Annotated in this window: 11 protein-coding genes; 10 read left to right on the forward strand and 1 reads right to left on the reverse strand. The window is 58.3% G+C overall.

Going from position 1 to position 22,444, the window contains the following annotated elements; translation table 11 throughout:
• The first annotated feature begins 4 nt into the window (after nucleotides 1-4).
• From CAUR_RS19730 to CAUR_RS19760, 7 genes are read left to right on the forward strand one after another with little or no spacing between them, the layout of a single operon-like run.
• Entirely contained in the window at nucleotides 5-916 is a 912-nt protein-coding gene (locus tag CAUR_RS19730) for a glycosyltransferase family 2 protein (RefSeq protein WP_012259591.1), read from the forward strand.
• A gap of 27 nt (nucleotides 917-943) precedes the next feature.
• A complete protein-coding gene (locus CAUR_RS19735; protein WP_012259592.1) occupies nucleotides 944-2,113 on the forward strand; it encodes a glycosyltransferase family 4 protein in 1,170 nt (389 codons plus the stop codon).
• Between the two features lie 19 nt (nucleotides 2,114-2,132).
• Nucleotides 2,133-3,350 (forward strand): glycosyltransferase family 4 protein, encoded by a 1,218-nt coding sequence (locus tag CAUR_RS19740; RefSeq protein ID WP_012259593.1) that lies wholly within the window; start codon nucleotides 2,133-2,135, stop codon nucleotides 3,348-3,350.
• Complete coding sequence (locus tag CAUR_RS19745; protein ID WP_012259594.1) at nucleotides 3,331-4,272, forward strand: glycosyltransferase family 2 protein; 942 nt, start codon at nucleotides 3,331-3,333, stop codon at nucleotides 4,270-4,272. Before CAUR_RS19740 ends, CAUR_RS19745 begins: the two co-directional genes overlap by 20 nt.
• Nucleotides 4,273-4,281: 9 nt before the next feature.
• Nucleotides 4,282-5,694, forward strand: a complete 1,413-nt coding sequence (locus CAUR_RS19750) for an O-antigen ligase family protein (protein WP_012259595.1) — start codon at nucleotides 4,282-4,284, stop codon at nucleotides 5,692-5,694.
• Complete coding sequence (locus CAUR_RS19755) at nucleotides 5,691-7,346, forward strand: sialidase family protein (RefSeq protein WP_012259596.1); 1,656 nt, start codon at nucleotides 5,691-5,693, stop codon at nucleotides 7,344-7,346. Before CAUR_RS19750 ends, CAUR_RS19755 begins: the two co-directional genes overlap by 4 nt.
• Before the next feature lie 26 nt (nucleotides 7,347-7,372).
• Nucleotides 7,373-9,040, forward strand: coding sequence for a hypothetical protein (locus CAUR_RS19760; RefSeq protein ID WP_012259597.1), 1,668 nt, complete (start codon nucleotides 7,373-7,375; stop codon nucleotides 9,038-9,040).
• A gap of 13 nt (nucleotides 9,041-9,053) precedes the next feature.
• Here CAUR_RS19760 and CAUR_RS19765 read toward each other — a convergent pair whose 3' ends face one another.
• Nucleotides 9,054-10,553 carry an ArnT family glycosyltransferase gene (locus CAUR_RS19765; protein WP_012259598.1) on the reverse strand — a complete coding sequence of 500 codons (1,500 nt, stop codon included), beginning with the start codon at nucleotides 10,551-10,553 and terminating at the stop codon, nucleotides 9,054-9,056.
• A gap of 356 nt (nucleotides 10,554-10,909) precedes the next feature.
• Between CAUR_RS19765 and CAUR_RS19770 the strand changes: the two genes are divergently transcribed.
• From CAUR_RS19770 to CAUR_RS19780, 3 genes are all read left to right on the forward strand, one after another.
• On the forward strand, nucleotides 10,910-11,731 hold the full coding sequence (locus tag CAUR_RS19770) for an alpha/beta hydrolase (RefSeq protein ID WP_012259599.1): 822 nt from the start codon (nucleotides 10,910-10,912) through the stop codon (nucleotides 11,729-11,731).
• Between the two features lie 978 nt (nucleotides 11,732-12,709).
• Nucleotides 12,710-17,347, forward strand: coding sequence for a glycoside hydrolase family protein (locus CAUR_RS19775; protein ID WP_012259600.1), 4,638 nt, complete (start codon nucleotides 12,710-12,712; stop codon nucleotides 17,345-17,347).
• A 392-nt stretch (nucleotides 17,348-17,739) separates the two neighbouring features.
• On the forward strand, nucleotides 17,740-22,437 hold the full coding sequence (locus CAUR_RS19780) for a LamG-like jellyroll fold domain-containing protein (RefSeq protein ID WP_012259601.1): 4,698 nt from the start codon (nucleotides 17,740-17,742) through the stop codon (nucleotides 22,435-22,437).
• Nucleotides 22,438-22,444: the final 7 nt, after the last annotated feature.

Genomic DNA, 22,444 nt, shown 5'->3' on the forward strand with positions numbered 1-22,444 from the left:
GTGCATGAAACCACGGGTAGCCGTTATCGTCCTGACCTACAACGGTATTGCCGATACACTTGCCTGCCTGCAATCGCTGGCCCAGATGGTGTATCCAGGCGCATGTTACGACGTGGTCGTCGTTGACAACGCATCTACCGACGGCACACCGGCGCAGGTACGGGCAGCGTTTCCGAACACGATTGTCATCGAAAATAAGGCCAATCTCGGCTTTGCCGCCGGCAACAATGTTGGGTTACGCTACGCTCAGACGCACGGCTACGACTACGCCCTCTTACTCAACAACGACACCGAAGTTGCGCCCGATCTCCTTGATCGTCTGGTAGAGGCGGCAGAAACCGATCAACGGATTGCCGCAGTGGGGCCAATCATCTACTACCACGCTGCCCCCAACCGCATCTGGTCGGCGGGTGGCAGCATCGACTGGCAACGGGGAATTTGCCGGATGCGGGGTGAAGAAGAGGATTGCGGGCAATATCCGGCTCGCATCGTTGATTTTGTCACCGGTTGCGCCATGCTCATCAGGGTCGCAGCGTTGCCGCGCATTGGCCTGCTCGATGAACGCTTCTTCATGTACTTTGAAGAGACCGAATGGTGTGTGCGGGCCAGTCGCGCCGGTTATGTCTGCTATTTTACGCCGGCAGCAAAGGTCTGGCATAAGATACCGCTCAATGCGCGCTTTGATCGCGAATACCTGGCGTATTACATGACACGCAATCGCTTACTGTTCCTGCGGGCAACCAAAGCTGGCTGGCGCACCTGGATTGATGCGTTGATCGTGCAAGACTTACGCACCTACCTCAGTCTCTGTCTGCGCCCGAAATGGCGGACACGCAAAGGTCGGATTGGCATGCGGCTGGCCTGGATCGATTTCTGGCGTGGACGGTTTGGGCCGGCGCCGGTGTTGGAAGGGTAGCCGGTACAGGGCAAGGGGGATAGACTGATGCAACGCTCGCTCCGAATCGGTATTGATGTACGCTACCTCTCGCACGGCCTGGTCGGTGGTATTCACACCTACCTCCGCCACCTGCTGCCGGCTCTGTTTGCAGTCGGGAGCAACGAGCAGTTTTTTCTCTACGCCGACACCAAGGCACCGTTTGAGCTAGAGCACCTTCCGGCTAATGTCGTGCTGCGTAGATTACCCTACCGCAATCCGCTTTCGAGTATTGCCAATGACCTTGTGGGGCTCCGGCGGGCGATGGCTGCCGATCAGATCGACGTTGCCCACTTTCCGGCAAATTATGGCTTTGGGCCGAGGAAAGCAGCAACGGTCATTACGCTCCACGACGCGATTAACGTGATGCCGTGGCATAAGATTATCGCCGGCCACAACAAAGACCTGCGCTCGATAGCGATGATGAGTTACCTGCACCTGATGAGTCGGCGAGCAGTCGGTCGATCACAACGTCTTCTCACCGTCTCGCAGCATGCAAAACGCGATATTCTGCGCTACTGTCGTTACGACAGTAATGCGATTGTCGTTATACCACACGGCGCACCGCCCGATGTGGTCAGGATCGATGATCCACAGACCCTGGCCAGCGTTCGTCAGCGTTACGATCTGCGCCGTCCGTTCATTCTGGCCGATGGGCTAAAGAACCCGGCAGTGATTGTGCGGGCCTGGCAGATCTTGCCCAAAGAGTTGCAACAGCGCTACGAGATCGTCTTTTTTGCCCGCCGCGAGCCATGGCCGGCAGTGCAGAAGGCCGTCGACGCCGGGTATGCGCGTCTGCTGTTGCGGCCATCGCGCAACGACTTGATCGCGCTCTACAGTATGGCCGCAGCGTTTGTCTTTCCATCATGGTTTGAAGGGTTTGGGATTCCCCTGCTGGAAGCGATGATTTGTGGGGCACCGATCATCGCGTCAGACCGGGGAGCAATCCCGGAAGTCGTCGGTGATGCCGGGCTGATCGGAGATGCGGAAGACGAACAGATCCTGGCTCGCCATCTGCTGGCCGTGCTTGGCAATCCGGCAGTGGCAGAGCGCCTGCGCCAGGCCGGCTGGCAGCGCGTGAAGCGCTTCTCCTGGCAGAAGACGGCAGAGCAGACACTGGCCGCGTACTACGCAGCGGTTGCACGACCACAACCGCGTGTGATTACATCGCCTGTTTGATTGGAAGGTGGCAGGGCCTATGCGCATCCTCGTTCTCTCAACCTGGTGGCCTGAACCGGATGATAACGGTTCACGATTGCGGGCAATGGCCATTCTACGCGGCCTGGCCGAACACCATCACCTGCACCTGATTGCCTTCAGTCAGGGGCCGGCAACGGCAGTACAATCCCAGGAAATCAGTCGTCTTTGCCGCTCGTGGCAGGTCTTTGAGCGCCCTGATCGGCTGCTTACCCTGCGGGACAGGTTAGGCAGCCTGACCAGCAATAAACCGGCTTCGGTGCGGGTACGTTGGAGTCAACCATTTGCCGATGCGGTGTTGGCAAGCGTGGCTCGCTGGCAGCCTGATGTGATTCTGGCGATGCAGATCGATGTCGCACCCTACGCCTGCCTGATTCAGAATGTGCCACTGGTACTCGAAGAGCTGGAACTGGCAGCAATTCTGGAAGACCATCGCAATCATTACGGTCTGCGTCGACTCCGCAGTCTGTTGACGGCGATCCAGCATCGGCGCTATATTGCGACGATCATTCCCAGCTTTGCCGCTGTTACTACAGTCTCTGAGAAAGAAGCCAGCTTGCTGTACCAGATCACCGGCCCGCATACGCCACTGCTATCGGTTATCCCCAACGGCGTCGATAGTCGGGCCTGTGCCGCATACCCTTATCAGCCGGAAGCCGATACGCTCATCTACCCCGGCGCCCTCTCGTACAGCGCTAACTTTGACGCAGTCTATTACTTTCTCGCAAAAATCTGGCCCCTGATTCGTGCCCGCCATCCACAGGCTAAGTTCCGCGTCACCGGAAAGATCACCGCTGACCAACAAGCGCATTTACCCAGGGTCAATGGCGTGGAATTTACCGGCTACGTCAACGACATTCGAGCACTCATAGCCCGCCATGCGGTTGAGGTCAGCCCGATCCGGGAAGGGGGTGGCACCCGGCTCAAGATTCTGGAAGCGCTGGCGTTAGGTGTACCGGTCGTGAGTACAACCAAAGGGGCCGAAGGGCTGGCACTCATTGATGGTAAGCATATCTTGCTGGCCGACACGCCGATGGACTTTGCTCGTGCCACCAGTCGACTGCTCAGCGACCCACCCCTGGCCCGCCGACTGGGTGAAGCCGGGCGACGAGAAGTGGCGGCACGTTACGATTGGCGAGTGATCGTTCCCCGCTTAGATGATCTTTTGCGCGAGGTTGCTCAACGAAGGACTGTTTCCTATGACCTGGCCCGTACCTGATGTCAGTATCATTATTGTCAATTGGAACACACGCCAACTGTTGCTTGACTGTCTGGCTTCCCTCCCGGCAGCAACATGTGGGATTGAGGCAGAGATTTGGGTGGTTGATAATGGCTCACGCGATGGCAGTGTGGCGGCAGTAGCCCGGCATTTTCCAGACGTATTCATCATCGCCAACCCTGACAATCGCGGCTTTGCGACGGCTAACAATCAGGCAATCCGGGCCAGCAGTGGCCGCTATGTGATGTTGCTCAACAGTGATACGATTGCTCGACCCGGCTCAATTCAACGTCTGGTGCATTTTCTCGACACCCACCCGCAGGTTGGCGTCGTTGGGCCACGGCTGCTCAACGCCGACGGTACGCTGCAACCTTCGTGGGCCCTCTTCCCCAACCTGCTCACCGAGCTGACCGGCAAGAAAATCCGCTGGCGGCGGCGGTATCCAACGGTCGATGGCTCGCCGGCTTACGAGACCGACTGGCTTGACGGTGCGGCGATGGTTTTACGGCGTGAGGTGTTGAAACAGGTTGGCTTGCTCGACGAGTCGTATTTTATGTATACGGAAGAGGTAGACTGGTGCTATCGAATTAAGCGGGCCGGCTGGCCGATCTGCTACCTTCCCACTGCCGATATTGTTCACTTCGGCGGTCAGAGCAGTAAACAGGCGGCAACGCGCATGAAGGCCGAACTCTACTTCAGCAAATTGCGCTTCTTCGCCAAGCATTATGGACAGGGGACTGCCCGCCTGTTGGGGCACGGATTACAGATGATCTTTTTCTTGAAAGCTACGATTGGCAGTCTGCTGATTGCCTGTAGCGGAGGCCGCCACACGGTTGGGAAACATTTTGTGCGCGATGGTGGTCTGCTCTGGGCGGCAATCGGTCGGCGTGTGCAACAACCGGTGCTACCGGAACGGTTTTAGGTAACGGTAATGAATTCGCTCCTGCGTCATATAGATACACCACCCTGGATTGAACGGCTCCCCCGTCCGTTGGTGCTGGGAGGGGTGATTGGTGTCCTGATCGTCTACAGTCTGGCGGTTGGTTTCATGTTTGGCACCAATCGCCAACTGATCGGCTTTGCACTGCTAGCGCTTCCATTAGGGTTGATCGGGTTAACCCTCTTACTCTACCGGTTTGAGTGGTTTGTGCTGATCCTCCCCCTCACCGGGCTGGCAATGCGTCCGCTCAGCCTGCCGGCAGGCAACGGGAGCGAATTACCGATTAGCATGCTGCTTACCCTGGCCCTCAGTGGAATCTGGATTGTCAGCATGATCACCCGTCGCACGTGGCAACTGGTGCCCTCGCCATTGAATAAGCCACTGCTGGCGATGATGGCGATCTGTATCTTTTCGATACCGTGGGGAGCACTTTGGGCCGATCCGATCCTGGACTGGTGGATTATGGGCAATTTCCGCTTTGCCCAAATTGCCTCATTGCTCTCGTTGCTGGGATTGATGTGCATTCCTTTCCTGGTCGGACGGTTCATTCAGCACGAGTGGCAAATTAAAGCCTACCTGGGCATGTTTGTGGTCTGCGGCGGATTGATGACCATCGCTCAGGTGCTGAACATCAATCACGTGATCCTCACCGATGCCGGGCTATGGGGTTTGTGGTTTGGCGTTACCCTGGCAGGTATCATCTTTCTGCAACCACAGGTACCCTGGGGATGGCGACTGGCCGGGGGCGCTTTGCTCATCCTGCACATCTGGCTGGTCGCCGTTCGTAATTCGCTCTGGATTTCAGGCTGGCTACCGACCTTCGTCGCTCTGATTCTTATGGCCTTCCTCATCTCAAGACGACTCTTCTTCATCTTGATCCTGCTGGTCGGGTTAAATCTGGCCTTCGGGCCTGGCCGAAGTTACATCGATAGCGTCATTCATGACAATATCGAAGAGGGTGGCCTGGGACGATTAGAAATCTGGGCACGTAATTTATGGGTTGTGCAAAACCACTGGCTGTTTGGTACCGGCGTGGCCGGCTATGCGCCCTACAACATGACCTACTTCCGCTACGATGCACGTTCAACGCACAATAACTACTTTGATATTCTGGCTCAATTCGGCGTGGTTGGCTTCGGTATCTGGATTTGGTTTGCCATCGTGAGCCTCTATTACGGCTGGAAAACGATCCAGCTTGCCCCGCAGGGCATCTTGCGAACGACGGCGATCATCGCGACCGCAGGCTGGGCTGCCGCACAGTTCTCGATGATGCTCGGTGACTGGATATTACCGTTTCTCTACAATCAGGGGGTACCCGGCTTCAAATACACGATGTACAGTTGGGTGTTCGTTGGCCTGCTGATCAGCGTGCGCCAACTGATAGAGCGGAGGGCAGAGACATGAAGACGCGCTTTGCCCTCACCATCATGGTGTTTGTGCTTCTGATCGGTATTGCTGGTGAGCAAACCGCACGCAGTCAGGGATTTTGGACAGCGCCAGTCGAACTCTCGCCATTGCAGTACGGCCAGGTGCCACCAGAGCGGCTTGAGCGGCGATACGGCTGGTCGTGGCTACCAGATATGACCCTCGGCCCAGACGGTAGTGTGCATGTGGTCTGGTACGGAGGTCTCATTGTCGACCAACGGGAAGGTGGAACCATCGATCTGTTGATGTATCGCCGGCGCAACGCCGATGGCAGTTGGGAACCGGTACGCGAGCTGCTGGCTCCCGGTGTGGGTGGCTACACTGTGCGGGCAAGCATCGTGCTAGGGCGTGATGGGCGGCTCCATCTGCTCTACCGGGCCGGGACGAGTATCAGGTACAGCTCGGCACCGTGGGATACGGCTATTCAGCCGCAAACCTGGGATGAAGGGCGGCTGGTCAGCGATAGTGGCTACTACGTTGCCCTGGCTGCCGATCAAAAGGGTGTACTGCACGCCTTCTGGAGTGATGTGGTAGCCGAAAACACCAACCCGCAATGCTTTCAATGTGGCGAAATCTTCTACCGCCGTTCAACCGACAATGGCGCCACGTGGTCGGCAATTGTCAACCTTTCGCAGAGCGATTTGGGGGAGAACCGGCCCCAGGTACGGGTTGACACGCTCAATCGCATTCATATCGTCTGGGATGAAGGTGCCGACTGGTACGCCGGCCAGGGTCAGCCGCACTACGGTGTCTACCGGCGTTCAGACGATGGCGGTGAGACGTGGACGACGCCGGTCAAATTTCGCTTACCGACAACTGTTGTCCAACTGTTGCGGCAACAACCGGGCAACCGACAGCAGTCGACCAATGATCTGCCAGGGCCACCGTTGGAAGCGGTACAGCAGACGGCACTGACCGTTGATGCCGCGGGAAATCCGTTTGTCGTCTTTCGCGGTGTGCGCAACGACCGGCTCTACTTTCAGCGGTCACTCGATGGTGGTGACACCTGGACACCTCCGGTTGAGCTGCCGTATGTACGTGCCCGCAATATCGGTGACAACAACCTCGACTACTACAGTCTGGCAAATGACGGTGCCGGTAATGTCCATCTCTTGATGGTGGGATTTACGGCGGGCACGGAAACCGGTGACAGGCCACCGGCCTTGATCCATATGACCTTCGACGGCACGCGCTGGCTGCCACCGCGCATCATTATGCAGAACGATCTCTACCCCGAACTGCCACGGTTGGCGATCTACGAAGGCAACCAGCTTCATGCCGTCTGGTTCACCCGTTCACGGCTGTTTGAAGGTGATCGGCCCGAAGATCGACCGATCCATCAAATCTGGTACAGCAGCGCTCGCCTGAATCTGCCGCCACGTCCAGGATTACCGCTCTTCACGCCGACGCCACTACCGCCGACACCCACGGCTGCGGCAGGTGTTGTCGTTGAACCAACGCCAACACCCATCGTTCTGCCAGAGACGATTCGGAATGCCCCGCCGTTGCAAGAACCGATGAACTGGGAGCGCGGGGGATTGGCGGTCATCGGTATCGCGTTGGCCTTTACAATCAGCATTCTCGGTGCAATTGGCGGATTGATCATCTTTATTCGCAATCGCCGACACTAACCTCAACCAGCAGGCAGGAGCATGATATGGCAATAACGCAAACGACCGAACTGAACGCCATCGAGCAGCGTGCAGCTCAACGAGTGAACCTCAACACTGCTGAATGGCGATTTTACGGTGTTGTCATCCTCGGTTTGATGCTGGTGATTTGGGCGCCAATCGTCTTTGCGTTTGTCACCGCCCCACCTGATCGGCAATTCATGGGTGTTATTGATGGCGTCCCGGATCACAACCAGTATTTCGCGTGGCTACGCAGCTTCACGCATAGCGACCTGGCGGCCAACCGTCTGACACCGGAAGCCAACGAACCGGCCTTCTTCAACCTGCTCTGGTGGACAACGGCACGCTTCAGCGTCATCACCGGCGTATCGTACATCACCGCCTACACGATTCTGCGCCTAGTGGCAATCTTCTCGCTCCTCGCCAGTCTGCTGATCTTCCTGCCGTTGATCAACGACCAACCCCGGCAACGTCAGATTGCGTTCTGGCTGATCTGCACGAGCGGTGGCCTGGGAGTCATCTGGATCATTGTCAAGTATGCGGCAGGCTTACCCGAAGCGCCCTTCCCGATCAGCATCTACACCGTCGAACCAAACACGCTCATGATCATGCAGGCGTTTCCGCACTTTACAATGGCCCTGGCCCTGATCATCGCCATCTTCAGCCTGATGCTGCTGGCATGGCGAACGAAGCAATCACGCTATGCGGTCGCTGCCGGCATCGTTGGTGCGGTACTGGCACTTCAGCACGCCTACGATCTCCTGATCGTCTACAGCGCATTAGGACTGTTTGGGCTACTCATCTGGTGGCGTGACCGACGGTTTCCGGTTGCCCTCTTCAAACAAGGGGTTATCCTGGCAATCTTTTCGGCGCCTGGGGCACTCTACCTGGCCTATCTGGTGGCGAACGAACCCACGTGGGGGCGTAAGCTCGAACAATTTGACAATGCCGGCGTCTTCACCCCAAACCCATTACTGCTCATCATCTTACTGGGTGTACCACTCCTGTTGGCGTTTGCCGGCTTGCGCAAGCGGATGTTCTTCAGTCGTGACGACCGGGAAATATTTCTGGTTTCATGGTTTGTAGTTCACTTCGGGCTGATGTATCTCCCGCTCAAATTTCAGATTCACATGCTGCTCGGCCTGCAAATTCCGATGATGCTCCTGGCAGCGAAATACATTGACGAGCATCTGATACCTTTGCTTCGCCAGCGTGGGAAGTGGGCACTCACCATTGGCCTGATTACCGTGTTTGGCCTTAGCATCATCACCAGCGTCTACATCCAGGGCTGGCGCTTTGTCTATCTGGCCCGTTATGAACAGCCACACTACCTGACGAACGATGAAATTGCGGCCTTACAATGGCTCCAACAGCGGACGACCGGCAACGATGTCGTGTTGGCCGATATTGAATTCGGCCAGTTTGTACCGGTCTGGAGTGATGCCCGTGCGTACATTGCCCACTGGGCCGGAACGCTCGATTTCTACACCAAGCGCGACAATTCCCGCATTGTGCTCGATCCGGCGACATCGGCGACGCAGCGTCGGCAACTGCTCGATGAGTTCCAGGTCTCATACGTGGTGATGCGTGACCGTGACGGTAATCGATCTGAGCTGACCAGGCAAAGCGCTGATACGTTAGAGCCGGTGTACGAGAATGCAACGGTATCGATTTATCGAGTCAAGGGGAGGTGATAAAACAACGCCATCAAGGCTTCAATCGATACAACCGGTATGAGGCATTCTGATACACCAATTCATAATCATCCTGGAGTGAAGAAAATGGCACCATTTCAACAACCTGATTTTCGTGACCATCAATGATGTATTCAGCTCGCAGATCATTCATATCGGTAAAATGCGATATAGCAACATGTTTACCGACCTGCTTAGCGATCTTTGATTCATAATATTCGGCGGGAATAGGAATATAGGTTCTTGAACTATAGAACCATATGTCCCATTGCCCAGATACAATACGAGCATCAGCAGGTATATACCTGTCGATATACATTGCCATCATTTGCGCATCATCATTCGCTTCTGCAAAAAGACGACGAACAGTATTCTGGGCTGGCCACAGGACAATAATGACACAAGACAAACCTATAAATATCGGGTAGGCCAATTGTGCTAATAAACGCTTTGGCTCCTCCGTGATATACCGGTGCATCATAACCCGAATATCATCTAACAGTATTGCCAGCATGATACCGCCAACAGCCCAAATCGGATACGCATAGCGTGGCCAGCCAATTGAGAAACCGATATACCAGATTGACCAGACTACCAGGAAGAAAGACAAAACCAGAAAACCTGAATCAATGTTAGTCTTGCGAATAAATAACACATACAACACAGATGGAATAACAAATAGCACCCCATTATCATAAAGAAATTTCGCATTTTGAAACCAAAGCAGTGGAGAAACAATCATAACCCGGCTCAACGACAAATGCACAAGGTTATGTTGATGACCAAAGCCACTCAATAGGCTCATAATGTATTGAAACAACGACCAACCAGTGAATGCAACCAGGCATGCCACCATTGGCAATATGACACATAAGCGAGGGACGATCACCCCACGCCAACGCTGATAGACAGATGTGATGACAATTGCGGCAATAATGACCGGTGCGAAGAGGTCCTTAGCCAGCACGGCGAGCGCAAATGTCAGACTGGCCGCCGGCAAAAAACGTGATGGTTGAATTACGGCACGTGACCATAGCCAGCATCCTGTAATGAAGAGAACCAACGCGGGAACTTCGCCGTATACACAGCGCCCCATTGTCACACTATTAAGCCATGGCGGACCGAAGAACAGAAATAACGCAACAGCGAGTATGGCAGCCTGCTGACCATACCAGTTATGAACGACAAGGTAAACAGTAACGACACCAGCGATCAAAAACACACTAACCAGCAAACGAGCGAGCCATAACGAGGGGCCAAACAGCTTAAATGCAGCAATAACAGAACCGAGAACAAGCAAACCTGTTGAATCACGCCAATATTCCTGATACCCATCTTGGGTCAGAATAGCCCATTTTCCATGTTCAGTCACATTTCTCGCAAAATAGAGCCGAAAACCTTCGTCTAATGCCATGAAATCAGGATAACCATCTAAGTTATAGACGGCTAAAAATCCAGACCCAAGCAACAGGAGAAAAACCACCATCTTTTGGGCATTGATGAACCACCTCATATGCGCTCCTCATGAACTTCAGAGGTTCAACATTCGCCAGTGGAGGCACGTATGAGAAAGTCAGCATGATTGCGAGGGAATCGGCAGAATCGTCTCCTGATGTGAAACTTGTTAAAAACGAGTAAATAATTTTTGTAACTCCAATAACGATTAATCATGAATAATAATTTGTTATCATGAAAATATACGCAAAACTCCCACTTGATCAATAGGATTTTTAATATATTATTGTCATAAAACACAAAACTTAAAAATATGGATTCAAGCATTTATACAAAAATCACCATTTTTACTGGCAAATGTTTTGTTTTACTTCAAACAATCCCAATTGATCTCATCACATAATGGAGATAAGAATGTTAAAACCATCCGGTCCGTCGTACCCTATGCTAACGACATATCTCATCCTGATCCTGGCCCTCACCGGTTGCACGTCGGCCAGCCAACCAGAGGCTCGACCGACACCGAACCTCGATCCGATCAGTGCCGTCCGATACGAGGTTCGCTTCAAGGCCAACGATGGGATTGAGCTGGCCGGCGAATTAACGCTCCCACGCAATCGCTCCCAACCAGCGCTGGCCGTGATCATTCATCACTCAGGGCCGGTTGACCGTGATGCCTACGGGTACCTGGCTGAACTGCTGGTCGCCCGTGGTTACGCCGTCTTTCGGTTTGACAAACGGGGGACAGGTGCCAGTGAAGGCACGTATGGCTGTTGTGAAGCCCAAGACGCGCTGGCAGCGTATCGCACCGCAGTTCACCAACCCGGCATCGATCCGGGTCGTGTCTTCATCATTGCTCAGAGCATTGGAACGCGCTATGTCGCAGATCTATTCGACGCATACGTTGCCGCTTCACCGCCCTGTGGCGTGGCACTGCTCTCGAATTTGCTCGGCCCGGATGAGATAATTGCAATTTCCGCCCCTGTGCATGTGATCGTTGCGGATAGTGAACCAGAACTCCAACGGATTGGGCCTGACGCAGTTGCTGCCCACAATGCGCATTGGCCGTATGGGGCCAGCCTTTACATCGCGGAAGGCGCAGAACATACTCTGTTCGATATTCGTGATGGCCCGATTGATTGGAGCAATCCTGATTGGGTACATCGCTATCACCGGGGAGCGATGGCGAGTCTGCTGGATTGGATGGATGAGCAGCAGTGTGGTGATGCAGGATGACACGACAGCCGGGTAATGGAAAACAGACAGTCGTGTTAGGTGGACAGCAGACAACACCTTTCCCCGCCGTCAGGAAGCCCTGCTTTATGCGGACTACAGCCCTCTCTAACCACCTGCAAGCCACTCAGGGGCTATGATGCATCAGTATGCAAGCCCCCCGCTGTCAGGACCTATGTATTACCCATAACTGGTGTCAACCACGTGCGTATCAGCGGGGATGATCGCTAGGGGTGCTGGTTTGAGCGACTGGCCCGGTGGCAGAGCGCCGCTCCAGCCGTGCCGGCGCGTGCTGGAAGGATTGCTGTACCCGCTCGTTATGCGCGTGTCGCGTGGTTTGGAGTGCAGCAGCATGGCTGCCGCACCAGCTACGCTCACGATCCGGCGCGTGGTATACCGTTCCCCATCATGGTCACGGGAGTGCTGAACGTGCTCGTGCCGATCATCGAGTCGGTCAGGCTTGCATGCGATACCTGCGCGTAGACGTGTTGTTGCAATAGGTTCGTGCCTGCGCACCAGCGGCCACGGCCAGCACCTGCCGGCGATGGTGGGGATGCCTGCACGCAGGCTGGAAGCCTGCGCCACGCTACCTGCGCTACGGGGAGCGCTTGCAGCCCGGACTAACGCAGCGTGACATGTGGGTAATGAAAAGCTGTCAGGACAGCCCCGCAGGGGACGCCACGACATTCACGCCAAACCACCAGGACTGCGGTTTGGCGCTACATAATCGCCTCTTGCTGAGTGTGAACGAGTTCCAGGCCATGGCGTGATTTCTCCACAGAAGTGAGAAATAATTTCCACTCTGTTCACAGATACCCTTCAGAGATTGTCAACTCTCATCCAATACGGTTTAGCCCTCTCTTCAGTCCCTCCCAGCTACCCGGTAAGTGACATAATATTCATTAACCCTCCCACAACATTCAAACATTGTTTAAGTTTTGTTCTTACACTCATGCTATCGCGAATAGGGGGAGGGGAGGCGTGAAGCCATCACACATATCAGCAATCTGGCTTCGCTTGGCCAGCGCATTGACAATCACGTTACTGTTACTGCTCATTATCGGCAGTCTGTTGCCGGTGACCCCAGTTTCGGCCACCATACCCAACCGGCAGACGTGGGTGCATCAACCAGGGACGTGTCCACCGGCCCTCGAAGGGGCGGTCTTCGGTCTGGCCGGCGATGCTTGTGGCGGTACCGGCACCACCTTCGATACCACCCAAATCTACGGCCATACCCTCATCCGTGATGCCGCCTCGCCTGCCGCCCCCTGTGAAGCCGGACGCACCACCGGCCTCTGTTATCGGATGTGGTACTCCGGCTTTGATAACGTCGGTGTCCGCCGCATCGGTCTTGCCCTCTCCCCCGACGGCATCACCTGGACCCGTGTGGTTGGTCCCGGCCCTAACGGCAGTGTGCTTGGCCCTGGCCCCACCGGCACTTTCGATAGCGCCAATGTCTCCTTCCCATCAGTGATCCGTACCCCAACCGGCTACCTGATGTGGTATACCGGCGGTGATGGCACCACCTTTGCCATCGGCCTCGCCTCCTCTCCCGACGGCGTCACCTGGACCCGCATCCCCGGCCCCCTCCCCGGTGGCGCCGTCCTCCGCCCCTCCGGCATCGCCGGTACCTTTGACCAGACCATCATCGCCGCCCCCCGCGTCCTGCGCGATACCGCCACCCCCACCGCTCCCTGCGAAGGCGGACGTACCACCGGACTGTGCTATCGGATGTGGTACCAGGGGATTGATAGCAACAACCGCTTCTTCATCGGCTATGCCCTCTCGCCCGATGGTCTCACCTGGACCCGCGTCCCCGGCCCCGGCACCAACGGTAGTGTGATCGGTGAAGGGCCGACCGGCACCTTTGACGAACGCAACGCCGCTGTCGCCACCATTGTCAAGGACGGCCTGCTCTACCGGATGTGGTACAACGCGCAGGACGGGAGTGGGGTGCATCGGATTGGCCACGTGGTCTCGCTCGACGGTCTGACCTGGGTGCGCCCCGTGCCCAACGACCCGGTCTGGCGGGGGAGTGATGACCCCGGTACCCTCGTCCCGGATAATGTCTGGAGTCCATTTGTGCTCAAAGAAGGGCTGAGCTACCGGATGTGGTACAACCACACCACCCGGGAAAACTCGCGTCGGGTGGGGTTAGCCCAGGTCACGCCGGGCACCCCGTTGAGTGCAGTTGGGCTGAGCGGGGTGGGCACGGTCTACACGGTGACCTTTACCACTGCGGCGACGATCCCGGCCAATGGGTATGTGCTGGTGAGCCTGCCGGCCAGTGTAGCGCTCACCACCATCACGCCGGTGGGGGTGAGTGGCTTTGGCAGTGGTGCCACGTTGACGGTGGAGGAGGGGGTGTTGACCGATGCCGAAGCCGGGGGTGAGGCGCGTGGCGCCTTACTGGTGCGATTGACTGCCGACGCGGCACCCGGTCCCAAGAGCATCAGCTTCGCGCTCAGCACACCACCCGCCGATGACACCCCCGTGCTGGTACAGACCTTCGACAGCCGCGAAGTGCTTGAATATGCCAGTGTCACGATTGGCGCGGGCGGTGTTGCACCAACTCCGACGAATACACCTCTGCCGACAAACACGCCGACCAACACACCCACGGCCACCAACACGCCGACCAATACGCCCACGGCCACCAATACACCGACCAATACACCTACAGCCACCAACACACCGACCAACACACCTACGGCCACCAACACGCCGACCAATACGCCCACGGCCACCAATACACCGACCAGCACACCAACTAACACACCTGGACCTTCACCAACGCCCACACCGCCGCCCGATCCGGCGCCAAACACTCAACCGTGGACAATGGTCAATGGGCCGTGTACCGATGGTGCGATCTTTGGCGATGTCGATAGTGGTTGTGGCGGTGGGGGCACTAGCTTCGACACTGAAGAAATCTTCCCGCCCAGCGTGGTGCGTGACGAGGCGTCCACCCTGCGCCCGTGTGAAGGTGGCCGTACCAGTGGTGTCTGCTATCGGATGTGGTACGTTGGAGTTGATAACCCCCTGGATGCCAATCGGCGGATTGGGTACGCGGTATCACCCGACGGCATCACCTGGACGAGAGTGCCCGGTCCGCTAACCGGCGGGGCTGTCTTCGAGGGTTCAGGCGTGTCAGGAAACTTTGATAACTTTGGCGTCTCGACAATGTATGTGATCCGGTATGGGACAGGTTTTCGCATGTACTATACCGGCTTCTCTGAGCGCGGCATCATCGACAGTATTGGCCTGGCCGAGTCAAACGATGGTATCAACTGGACACGAGTGAATGGGCCATTCCCCAATGGCGCAGTGATCGCTCCATCAGGAATAAGTGGCCAGTTTGATAGTAGCTACGTGATCGCACCGGTTGTGCTGGTCGACAACGCCTCGCCGATAGCGCCGTGTGAAGGTGGCCGCACCAGCGGGGTCTGCCACCGAATGTGGTTTGAAGGCGTCTCCACCAGCCCCAGCTACACCTTCCGCATCGGCTATGCCGTCTCTCCTGATGGTATTACCTGGACCCGTCTGCCCCTCTACAGCGACGGCTCGGTTGTCCAACCCGGCCCCTTTGGCGATTTTGATGACAACAACGTCGGTGTGCCGATGGTCATCAAAGATGGTGCCATCTACCGGATGTGGTTTGAAGCCAACGGCTACACTGCCGGCTACTCCACCGGCTACCTCGTTTCGACGGATGGCCGTACCTGGCTCCGTGCCACGCCCAACACCCCGGTCTGGACAGGAGCAATGGATACCATCAACCTCGGTACACCTGACGAAGTTTGGGCCGTGCGCGCCCTGAAAGAGGGTGCGTCCTACCGGCTCTACTACACGACCAGCACCCGGCCCAATGCCCGCCGGTTTGCTCTGGCGACGATGACCCCGGGCACCCCCGTGAGCGTGAGTGTGACCCAGACCGGCACCACCTACACCCTGACCTTCACCACCGACCCGATTCCGGCAGGTGGTAGTGTGCTGATTACGTTACCGCCAGAAGTGCCGATGAGCGCGGTAACCGTGGATGCCATCAGTGGTTTTGGTAGCGGGGCAACCCTGGTAGCCGATCCGGCAGCCGTCACCGATGCGGTAGCTGCCGGCGTCGCCCGTGGAGCGCTTGTACTCCGCCTGCCCGCCGGTGCTCCGGCTGGAACCAAGAGCCTCACCTTCACCCTCAGTGGGCTGACCACCGACATCACTGCGTTGGTGCAGGTGTTCAATGCCCGCGAAGTGATCGGGTTTGACGAAGTAGTGTTGCCACTCATACCGCCAAGCCCAACACCGACCAACACACCCACGGCTACCAACACGCCAACCAACACGCCCACCGCCACCAACACGCCCACGGCGACCAACACGCCGACCAACACACCCACGGCTACCAACACGCCAACCAACACGCCCACGGCGACCAACACGCCGACCAACACACCCACGGCTACCAACACGCCGACCAACACGCCCACGGCGACCAACACGCCGACCAACACGCCCACGGCGACCAACACGCCAACCAACACGCCCACGGCGACCAACACGCCAACCAACACACCCACGGCGACCAACACGCCGACCAACACACCCACGGCGACCAACACGCCGACCAACACGCCCACGGCTACCAACACGCCGACCAACACGCCCACGGCGACCAACACGCCGACCAACACACCCACGCCGACCAACACACCCACGGCTACCAACACGCCGACCAACACACCCACGGCTACCAACACGCCGACCAACACACCCACGGCTACCAACACGCCGACCAACACGCCCACGGCGACGAATACCCCAACCAGCACGCCCACGGCGACTGACACACCCACCGCCACCAACACGCCGACCAACACGCCCACGGCGACCAACACGCCAACCAACACGCCCACGGCGACCAACACGCCAACCAACACACCCACGGCGACCAACACGCCGACCAACACACCCACGGCGACCAACACGCCGACCAACACACCCACGGCGACTGATACACCGACCAACACACCCACGGCGACCAACACGCCGACCAACACGCCCACGGCGACCAACACGCCGACCAACACACCCACGGCGACCAACACGCCGACCAACACACCCACGGCTACCAACACGCCGACCAACACGCCCACGGCGACCAACACGCCGACCAACACGCCCACGGCGACCAACACGCCGACCAACACGCCGACCAACACGCCCACGGCCACCAACACGCCAACCAACACGCCGACCAACACGCCGACCAACACGCCCACGGCTACCAACACGCCCACGGCTACCAACACGCCCACGGCTACCAACACGCCGACCAACACGCCCACGGCTACCAACACGCCGACCAACACGCCCACGGCCACCAACACGCCCACGGCTACCAGCACGCCGACGGCGACGAATACACCAACCAGCACGCCCACGGCGACGAATACACCAACCAGCACGCCCACGGCGAATGCGACAGTAGTTCCGGCACCGTCAACGTACCGCTACTACATACCATTGATGTTTAGTAGCTACAGTCGCTACCTAGTCATTGATGAGCGCTTGAATTCAGCACCCATCCCCACCAGCATCTGTCCCGCACCGGTTTGTCCGATCTAAAAGCAAGAGGGGCGAGTAACGATCCTCGCCCCTCTATACGTCTGGACGACCGCGGCAACGACAACGCGCAATTGATAGAGGGGCGAGTAACGATCCTCGCCCCTCTATACGTCCGTGAACTATTTCCTACTTCCTACTTCCTACTTCCTACTTCCTACTTCCTACTTCCTACTTCCTATCTCCTATCTCCTATCTCCTATCTCCTATCTCCTATTTCCTATCTCCTATCTCAAAAACAGGAACAGTTCAATTATGACACTTTGTTCACCATAAAGTCAGCTCCGATTTAGCGCTTATTCAGTGAATCCTGATAGGCTAGCACTGTGCCGGGTTTCTCACCATCTCCCCAACCCCGGTTCACTACTGTTGAACGAGGTAACAAGGAGAGCGTTGTGAGCAGATACCGACACATAGCCCTGGCGGGACTCTTCGTGGTGAGCATTATTTTGAGTATCTTCGTGAATGTTCCTCAAGCCAGTGCCACCATACCCAACCGGCAGACGTGGGTACATCAACCAGGGACGTGTCCACCAGCCCTCGAAGGGGCGGTCTTCGGTCTGGCCGGCGATGCTTGTGGCGGTACCGGCACCACCTTCGATACCACCCAAATCTACGGCCATACCCTCATCCGTGATGCCGCCTCGCCTGCCACCCCCTGCGAAGCCGGACGCACCACCGGCCTCTGTTATCGGATGTGGTACTCCGGCTTTGATAACGTCGGTGTCCGTCGCATCGGTCTTGCTCTCTCCCCCGACGGCATCACCTGGACCCGTGTGGTTGGTCCCGGCCCCAATGGCAGTGTGCTTGGCCCTGGCCCCACCGGCACTTTCGATAGCGCCAATGTCTCCTTCCCATCAGTGATCCGTACCCCAACCGGCTACCTGATGTGGTATACCGGCGGTGATGGCACCACCTTTGCCATCGGCCTCGCCTCCTCCCCCGACGGCGTCACCTGGACCCGCATCCCCGGCCCCCTCCCCGGTGGCGCCGTCCTCCGTCCCTCTGGCATCGCCGGTACCTTTGACCAGACCATCATCGCCGCCCCCCGCGTCCTGCGCGATACCGCCACCCCCACCGCTCCCTGCGAAGGCGGACGCACCACCGGACTGTGCTATCGGATGTGGTACCAGGGGATTGATAGCAACAACCGCTTCTTCATCGGCTATGCCCTTTCGCCCGATGGTCTCACCTGGACCCGCGTCCCCGGCCCCGGCACCAACGGTAGTGTGATCGGTGAGGGGCCGACCGGCACCTTCGACGAACGCAACGCCGCTGTCGCCACCATTGTCAAGGACGGCCTGCTCTACCGGATGTGGTACAACGCGCAGGACGGGAGTGGGGTGCATCGGATTGGCCACGTGGTCTCGCTCGACGGTCTGACCTGGGTGCGCCCCGTGCCCAACGACCCGGTCTGGCGGGGGAGTGATGACCCCGGTACCCTCGTCCCGGATAATGTCTGGAGTCCATTTGTGCTCAAAGAAGGGCTGAGCTACCGGATGTGGTACAACCACACCACCCGGGAAAACTCGCGTCGGGTGGGGTTAGCCCAGGTCACGCCGGGCACCCCGTTGAGTGCAGTTGGGCTGAGCGGGGTGGGCACGGTCTACACGGTGACCTTTACCACTGCGGCGACGATCCCGGCCAATGGGTATGTGCTGGTGAGCCTGCCGGCCAGTGTAGCGCTCACCACCATCACGCCGGTGGGGGTGAGTGGCTTTGGCAGTGGTGCCACGTTGACGGTGGAGGAGGGGGTGCTGACCGATGCCGAAGCCGGGGGTGAGGCGCGCGGCGCCTTGCTGGTGCGATTGACCGCCGACGCGGCACCGGGGCCGAAGAGTATCAGCTTCACGCTCGGCACACCTCCCGCCGACGACACCCCCGTGCTGGTACAGACCTTCGACAGCCGCGAAGTGCTTGAATATACCAGTGTCACGATTGACGGCAGTGGTATTCCTCCAACTGCAACTCCTACACCCGTACCACCAACCCCTACATCTACATCATCCCCTATCGCTTCCCCAACACCGTCACCAACCAACACCAGTTCACCAACACCAACACCTTCTGCAGGTGGAAATAATCAACCGTGGACAATGGTCAATGGGCCGTGTACCGATGGTGCGATCTTTGGCGATGTAGATAGTGGCTGTGGCGGCGGGGGCACCAGCTTCGACAGCGAAGAAATCTTCCCGCCCAGCGTGGTGCGTGACGAGGCGTCCACCTTGCGCCCGTGCGAAGATGGCCGTACCAGTGGTGTCTGCTATCGGATGTGGTATGTTGGGGTTGATAACCCCCTGGATGCCAATCGGCGGATTGGATACGCGGTATCACCCGACGGCATCACCTGGACGCGAGTGCCCGGGCCGCTGACCGGCGGGGCTGTCTTCGAGGGTTCAGGCGTACCAGGAACCTTCGACAACTTTGGCGTCTCGACACTGCATGTTATCCGATACGGCAGTGGATTTCGGATGTACTATAGCGGATTCGCCGTTCCCGGTGTCATCGATGGTTTGGGAATGGCCGAGTCTATTGATGGTATCAACTGGACACGTGTACCCGGCCCACTTGCTGGAGGAGCGATGATCCGGGCATCGGGGCAAGCCGGTCAATTCGACGCCAGTTATGTGGTCGCACCGGTTGTGCTGGTAGACAACGCCTCGCCGATAGCGCCGTGTGAAGGTGGCCGCACCAGCGGGGTCTGCCACCGAATGTGGTTTGAAGGCGTCTCCACCAGCCCCAGCTACACCTTCCGCATCGGCTATGCCGTCTCTCCTGATGGTATTACCTGGACCCGTCTACCTCTGTACAGCGACGGCTCGGTCGTCCAACCCGGCCCCTTTGGCGATTTTGATAACAACAACGTTGGTGTGCCGATGGTCATCAAAGACGGTGCCATCTACCGGATGTGGTTTGAAGCCAACGGCTACACTGCCGGCTACACCACCGGCTACCTCGTCTCGACGGATGGCCGGACCTGGCTTCGTGCCACCCCCAACACTCCGGTCTGGACGGGAGCAATGGATACCATCAACCTCGGTACACCTGACGAGGTCTGGGCCGTGCGTGCCCTGAAAGAGGGTGCGTCCTACCGGCTCTACTACACGACCAGCACCCGGCCCAATGCCCGCCGGTTTGCCCTGGCAACGATGACCCCGGGCACCCCCGTGAGCGTGAGTGTGACCCAGACCGGCACTACCTACACCCTGACCTTCACCACCGACCCGATTCCGGCAGGTGGTAGTGTGCTGATTACATTACCGCCAGAAGTGCCGATGAGCGCGGTAACCGTGGATGCTATCAGTGGTTTTGGTAGCGGGGCAACCCTGGTAGCCGATCCGGCAGCCGTCACCGATGCGGTAGCCGCCGGCGTCGCCCGTGGCGCCCTGCTGCTTCGCCTACCCGCTGGAGCTCCGGCTGGAACCAAGAGCCTCACCTTCACCCTCAGTGGGCTGACCACCGACATCACTGCGTTGGTGCAGGTGTTCAATGCCCGCGAAGTGATCGGGTATGCGACCATTGCATTGCCTGTTTCCAATACCTCAACCGCGACCGCCACTGCCGGCCCATCGCCAACTGCGACCGCAACTGCCACTCCGACAGCAACGGTACCGCCTAGCCCGACCCCAACGGCAACCGCGACCGCTGTGCCCGGTAGCAACTTCGCGCTCAGTTTTGTCAGCAGCGATAGCGTGCGTGGCCCGGCGGTGACGGGGATGAATGCCTCGCATACTCTCGAACTCTGGTTCCGCCCTGACGCCACCGGTCAGACAGCGGTAATCGCCGCCAGTGATGCAGCCGGCAATACCGGCTGGTCACTCGAACTCACCAACAATCGCGTGGTCTGGTGGGTACTGCGCACCAACGGCCAGTGGGTCTCGGTCAGTCATCCCACCACCCTTGCCGCCAACACCTGGCACCATCTTGCCCTGACCTACGACGCCACAACCGGCACCGCCCGCCTGTTCGTCAACGGTACCCCCGGTACCGCCGGCACGGTCGGCGCGATTACCGCCGGTCCTGACCTCGTGCTCGGCGGCGTGCCCGGCTACGGCTTCATCGTCGGTCAGATTGATGAACTCCGCATCTCGACAACCATTCGCTACACCGCGGCCTTCACCCCGCCCACCGCAGCCTTTGCGGTGGACTCCGCCACAACCGCGCTGTTCAGCTTCAACGAAGGCAGCGGGCAGACCACCACCGACCGCACCGGTGCGAATCTCACCCTGACCCTGGGCACCACAGCCACCCCTGATGCAGCCGATCCGCTCTGGGTGACATCAGATGCGCCAACCGGTGGGGCACCGGGTAGTAGCCCCACACCCACGGCCACCCCAACCGCGACCGCCACTGCCGGCCCATCGCCAACTGCGACCGCAACTGCCACTCCGACAGCAACGGTACCGCCTAGCCCGACCCCAACGGCAACCGCGACCGCTGTGCCCGGTAGCAACTTCGCGCTCAGTTTTGTCAGCAGCGATAGCGTGCGTGGCCCGGCGGTGACGGGGATGAATGCCTCGCATACTCTCGAACTCTGGTTCCGCCCTGGCGCCACCGGTCAGACAGCGGTAATCGCCGCCAGTGATGCAGCCGGCAATACCGGCTGGTCACTCGAACTCACCAACAATCGCGTGGTCTGGTGGGTACTGCGCACCAACGGCCAGTGGGTCTCGGTCAGTCATCCCACCACCCTTGCCGCCAACACCTGGCACCATCTTGCCCTGACCTACGACGCCACAACCGGCACCGCCCGCCTGTTCGTCAACGGTACCCCCGGTACCGCCGGCACGGTCGGCGCGATTACCGCCGGTCCTGACCTCGTGCTCGGCGGCGTGCCCGGCTACGGCTTCATCGTCGGTCAGATTGATGAACTCCGCATCTCGACGACCATTCGCTACACCGCGGCCTTCACCCCGCCCACCGCAGCCTTCGCGGTTGACTCCGCCACGTCTGCGCTGTTCAGCTTCAACGAAGGCAGCGGGCAGACCACCACCGACCGTACCGGTGCGAATCTCACCCTGACCCTGGGCACCACGGCCACCCCTGATGCAGCCGATCCGCTCTGGGTGACATCAGATGCGCCGACTTCGTAACGGAGAC

The sequence above is a fragment of the Chloroflexus aurantiacus J-10-fl genome, from assembly GCF_000018865.1.
Lineage (GTDB): Bacteria > Chloroflexota > Chloroflexia > Chloroflexales > Chloroflexaceae > Chloroflexus > Chloroflexus aurantiacus.

Excerpts from the sequence above, each read along its gene's own strand:
- CAUR_RS19750 (WP_012259595.1), top strand. The coding sequence starts at position 4,282 with ATGAATTCGCTCCTGCGTCATATAGATACACCACCCTGGATTGAACGG.
- CAUR_RS19765 (WP_012259598.1), bottom strand. The coding sequence starts at position 10,553 with ATGAGGTGGTTCATCAATGCCCAAAAGATGGTGGTTTTTCTCCTGTTG.
- CAUR_RS19755 (WP_012259596.1), top strand. The coding sequence starts at position 5,691 with ATGAAGACGCGCTTTGCCCTCACCATCATGGTGTTTGTGCTTCTGATC.
- CAUR_RS19770 (WP_012259599.1), top strand. The coding sequence starts at position 10,910 with ATGTTAAAACCATCCGGTCCGTCGTACCCTATGCTAACGACATATCTC.
- CAUR_RS19760 (WP_012259597.1), top strand. The coding sequence starts at position 7,373 with ATGGCAATAACGCAAACGACCGAACTGAACGCCATCGAGCAGCGTGCA.
- CAUR_RS19745 (WP_012259594.1), top strand. The coding sequence starts at position 3,331 with ATGACCTGGCCCGTACCTGATGTCAGTATCATTATTGTCAATTGGAAC.
- CAUR_RS19735 (WP_012259592.1), top strand. The coding sequence starts at position 944 with ATGCAACGCTCGCTCCGAATCGGTATTGATGTACGCTACCTCTCGCAC.
- CAUR_RS19730 (WP_012259591.1), top strand. The coding sequence starts at position 5 with ATGAAACCACGGGTAGCCGTTATCGTCCTGACCTACAACGGTATTGCC.
- CAUR_RS19740 (WP_012259593.1), top strand. The coding sequence starts at position 2,133 with ATGCGCATCCTCGTTCTCTCAACCTGGTGGCCTGAACCGGATGATAAC.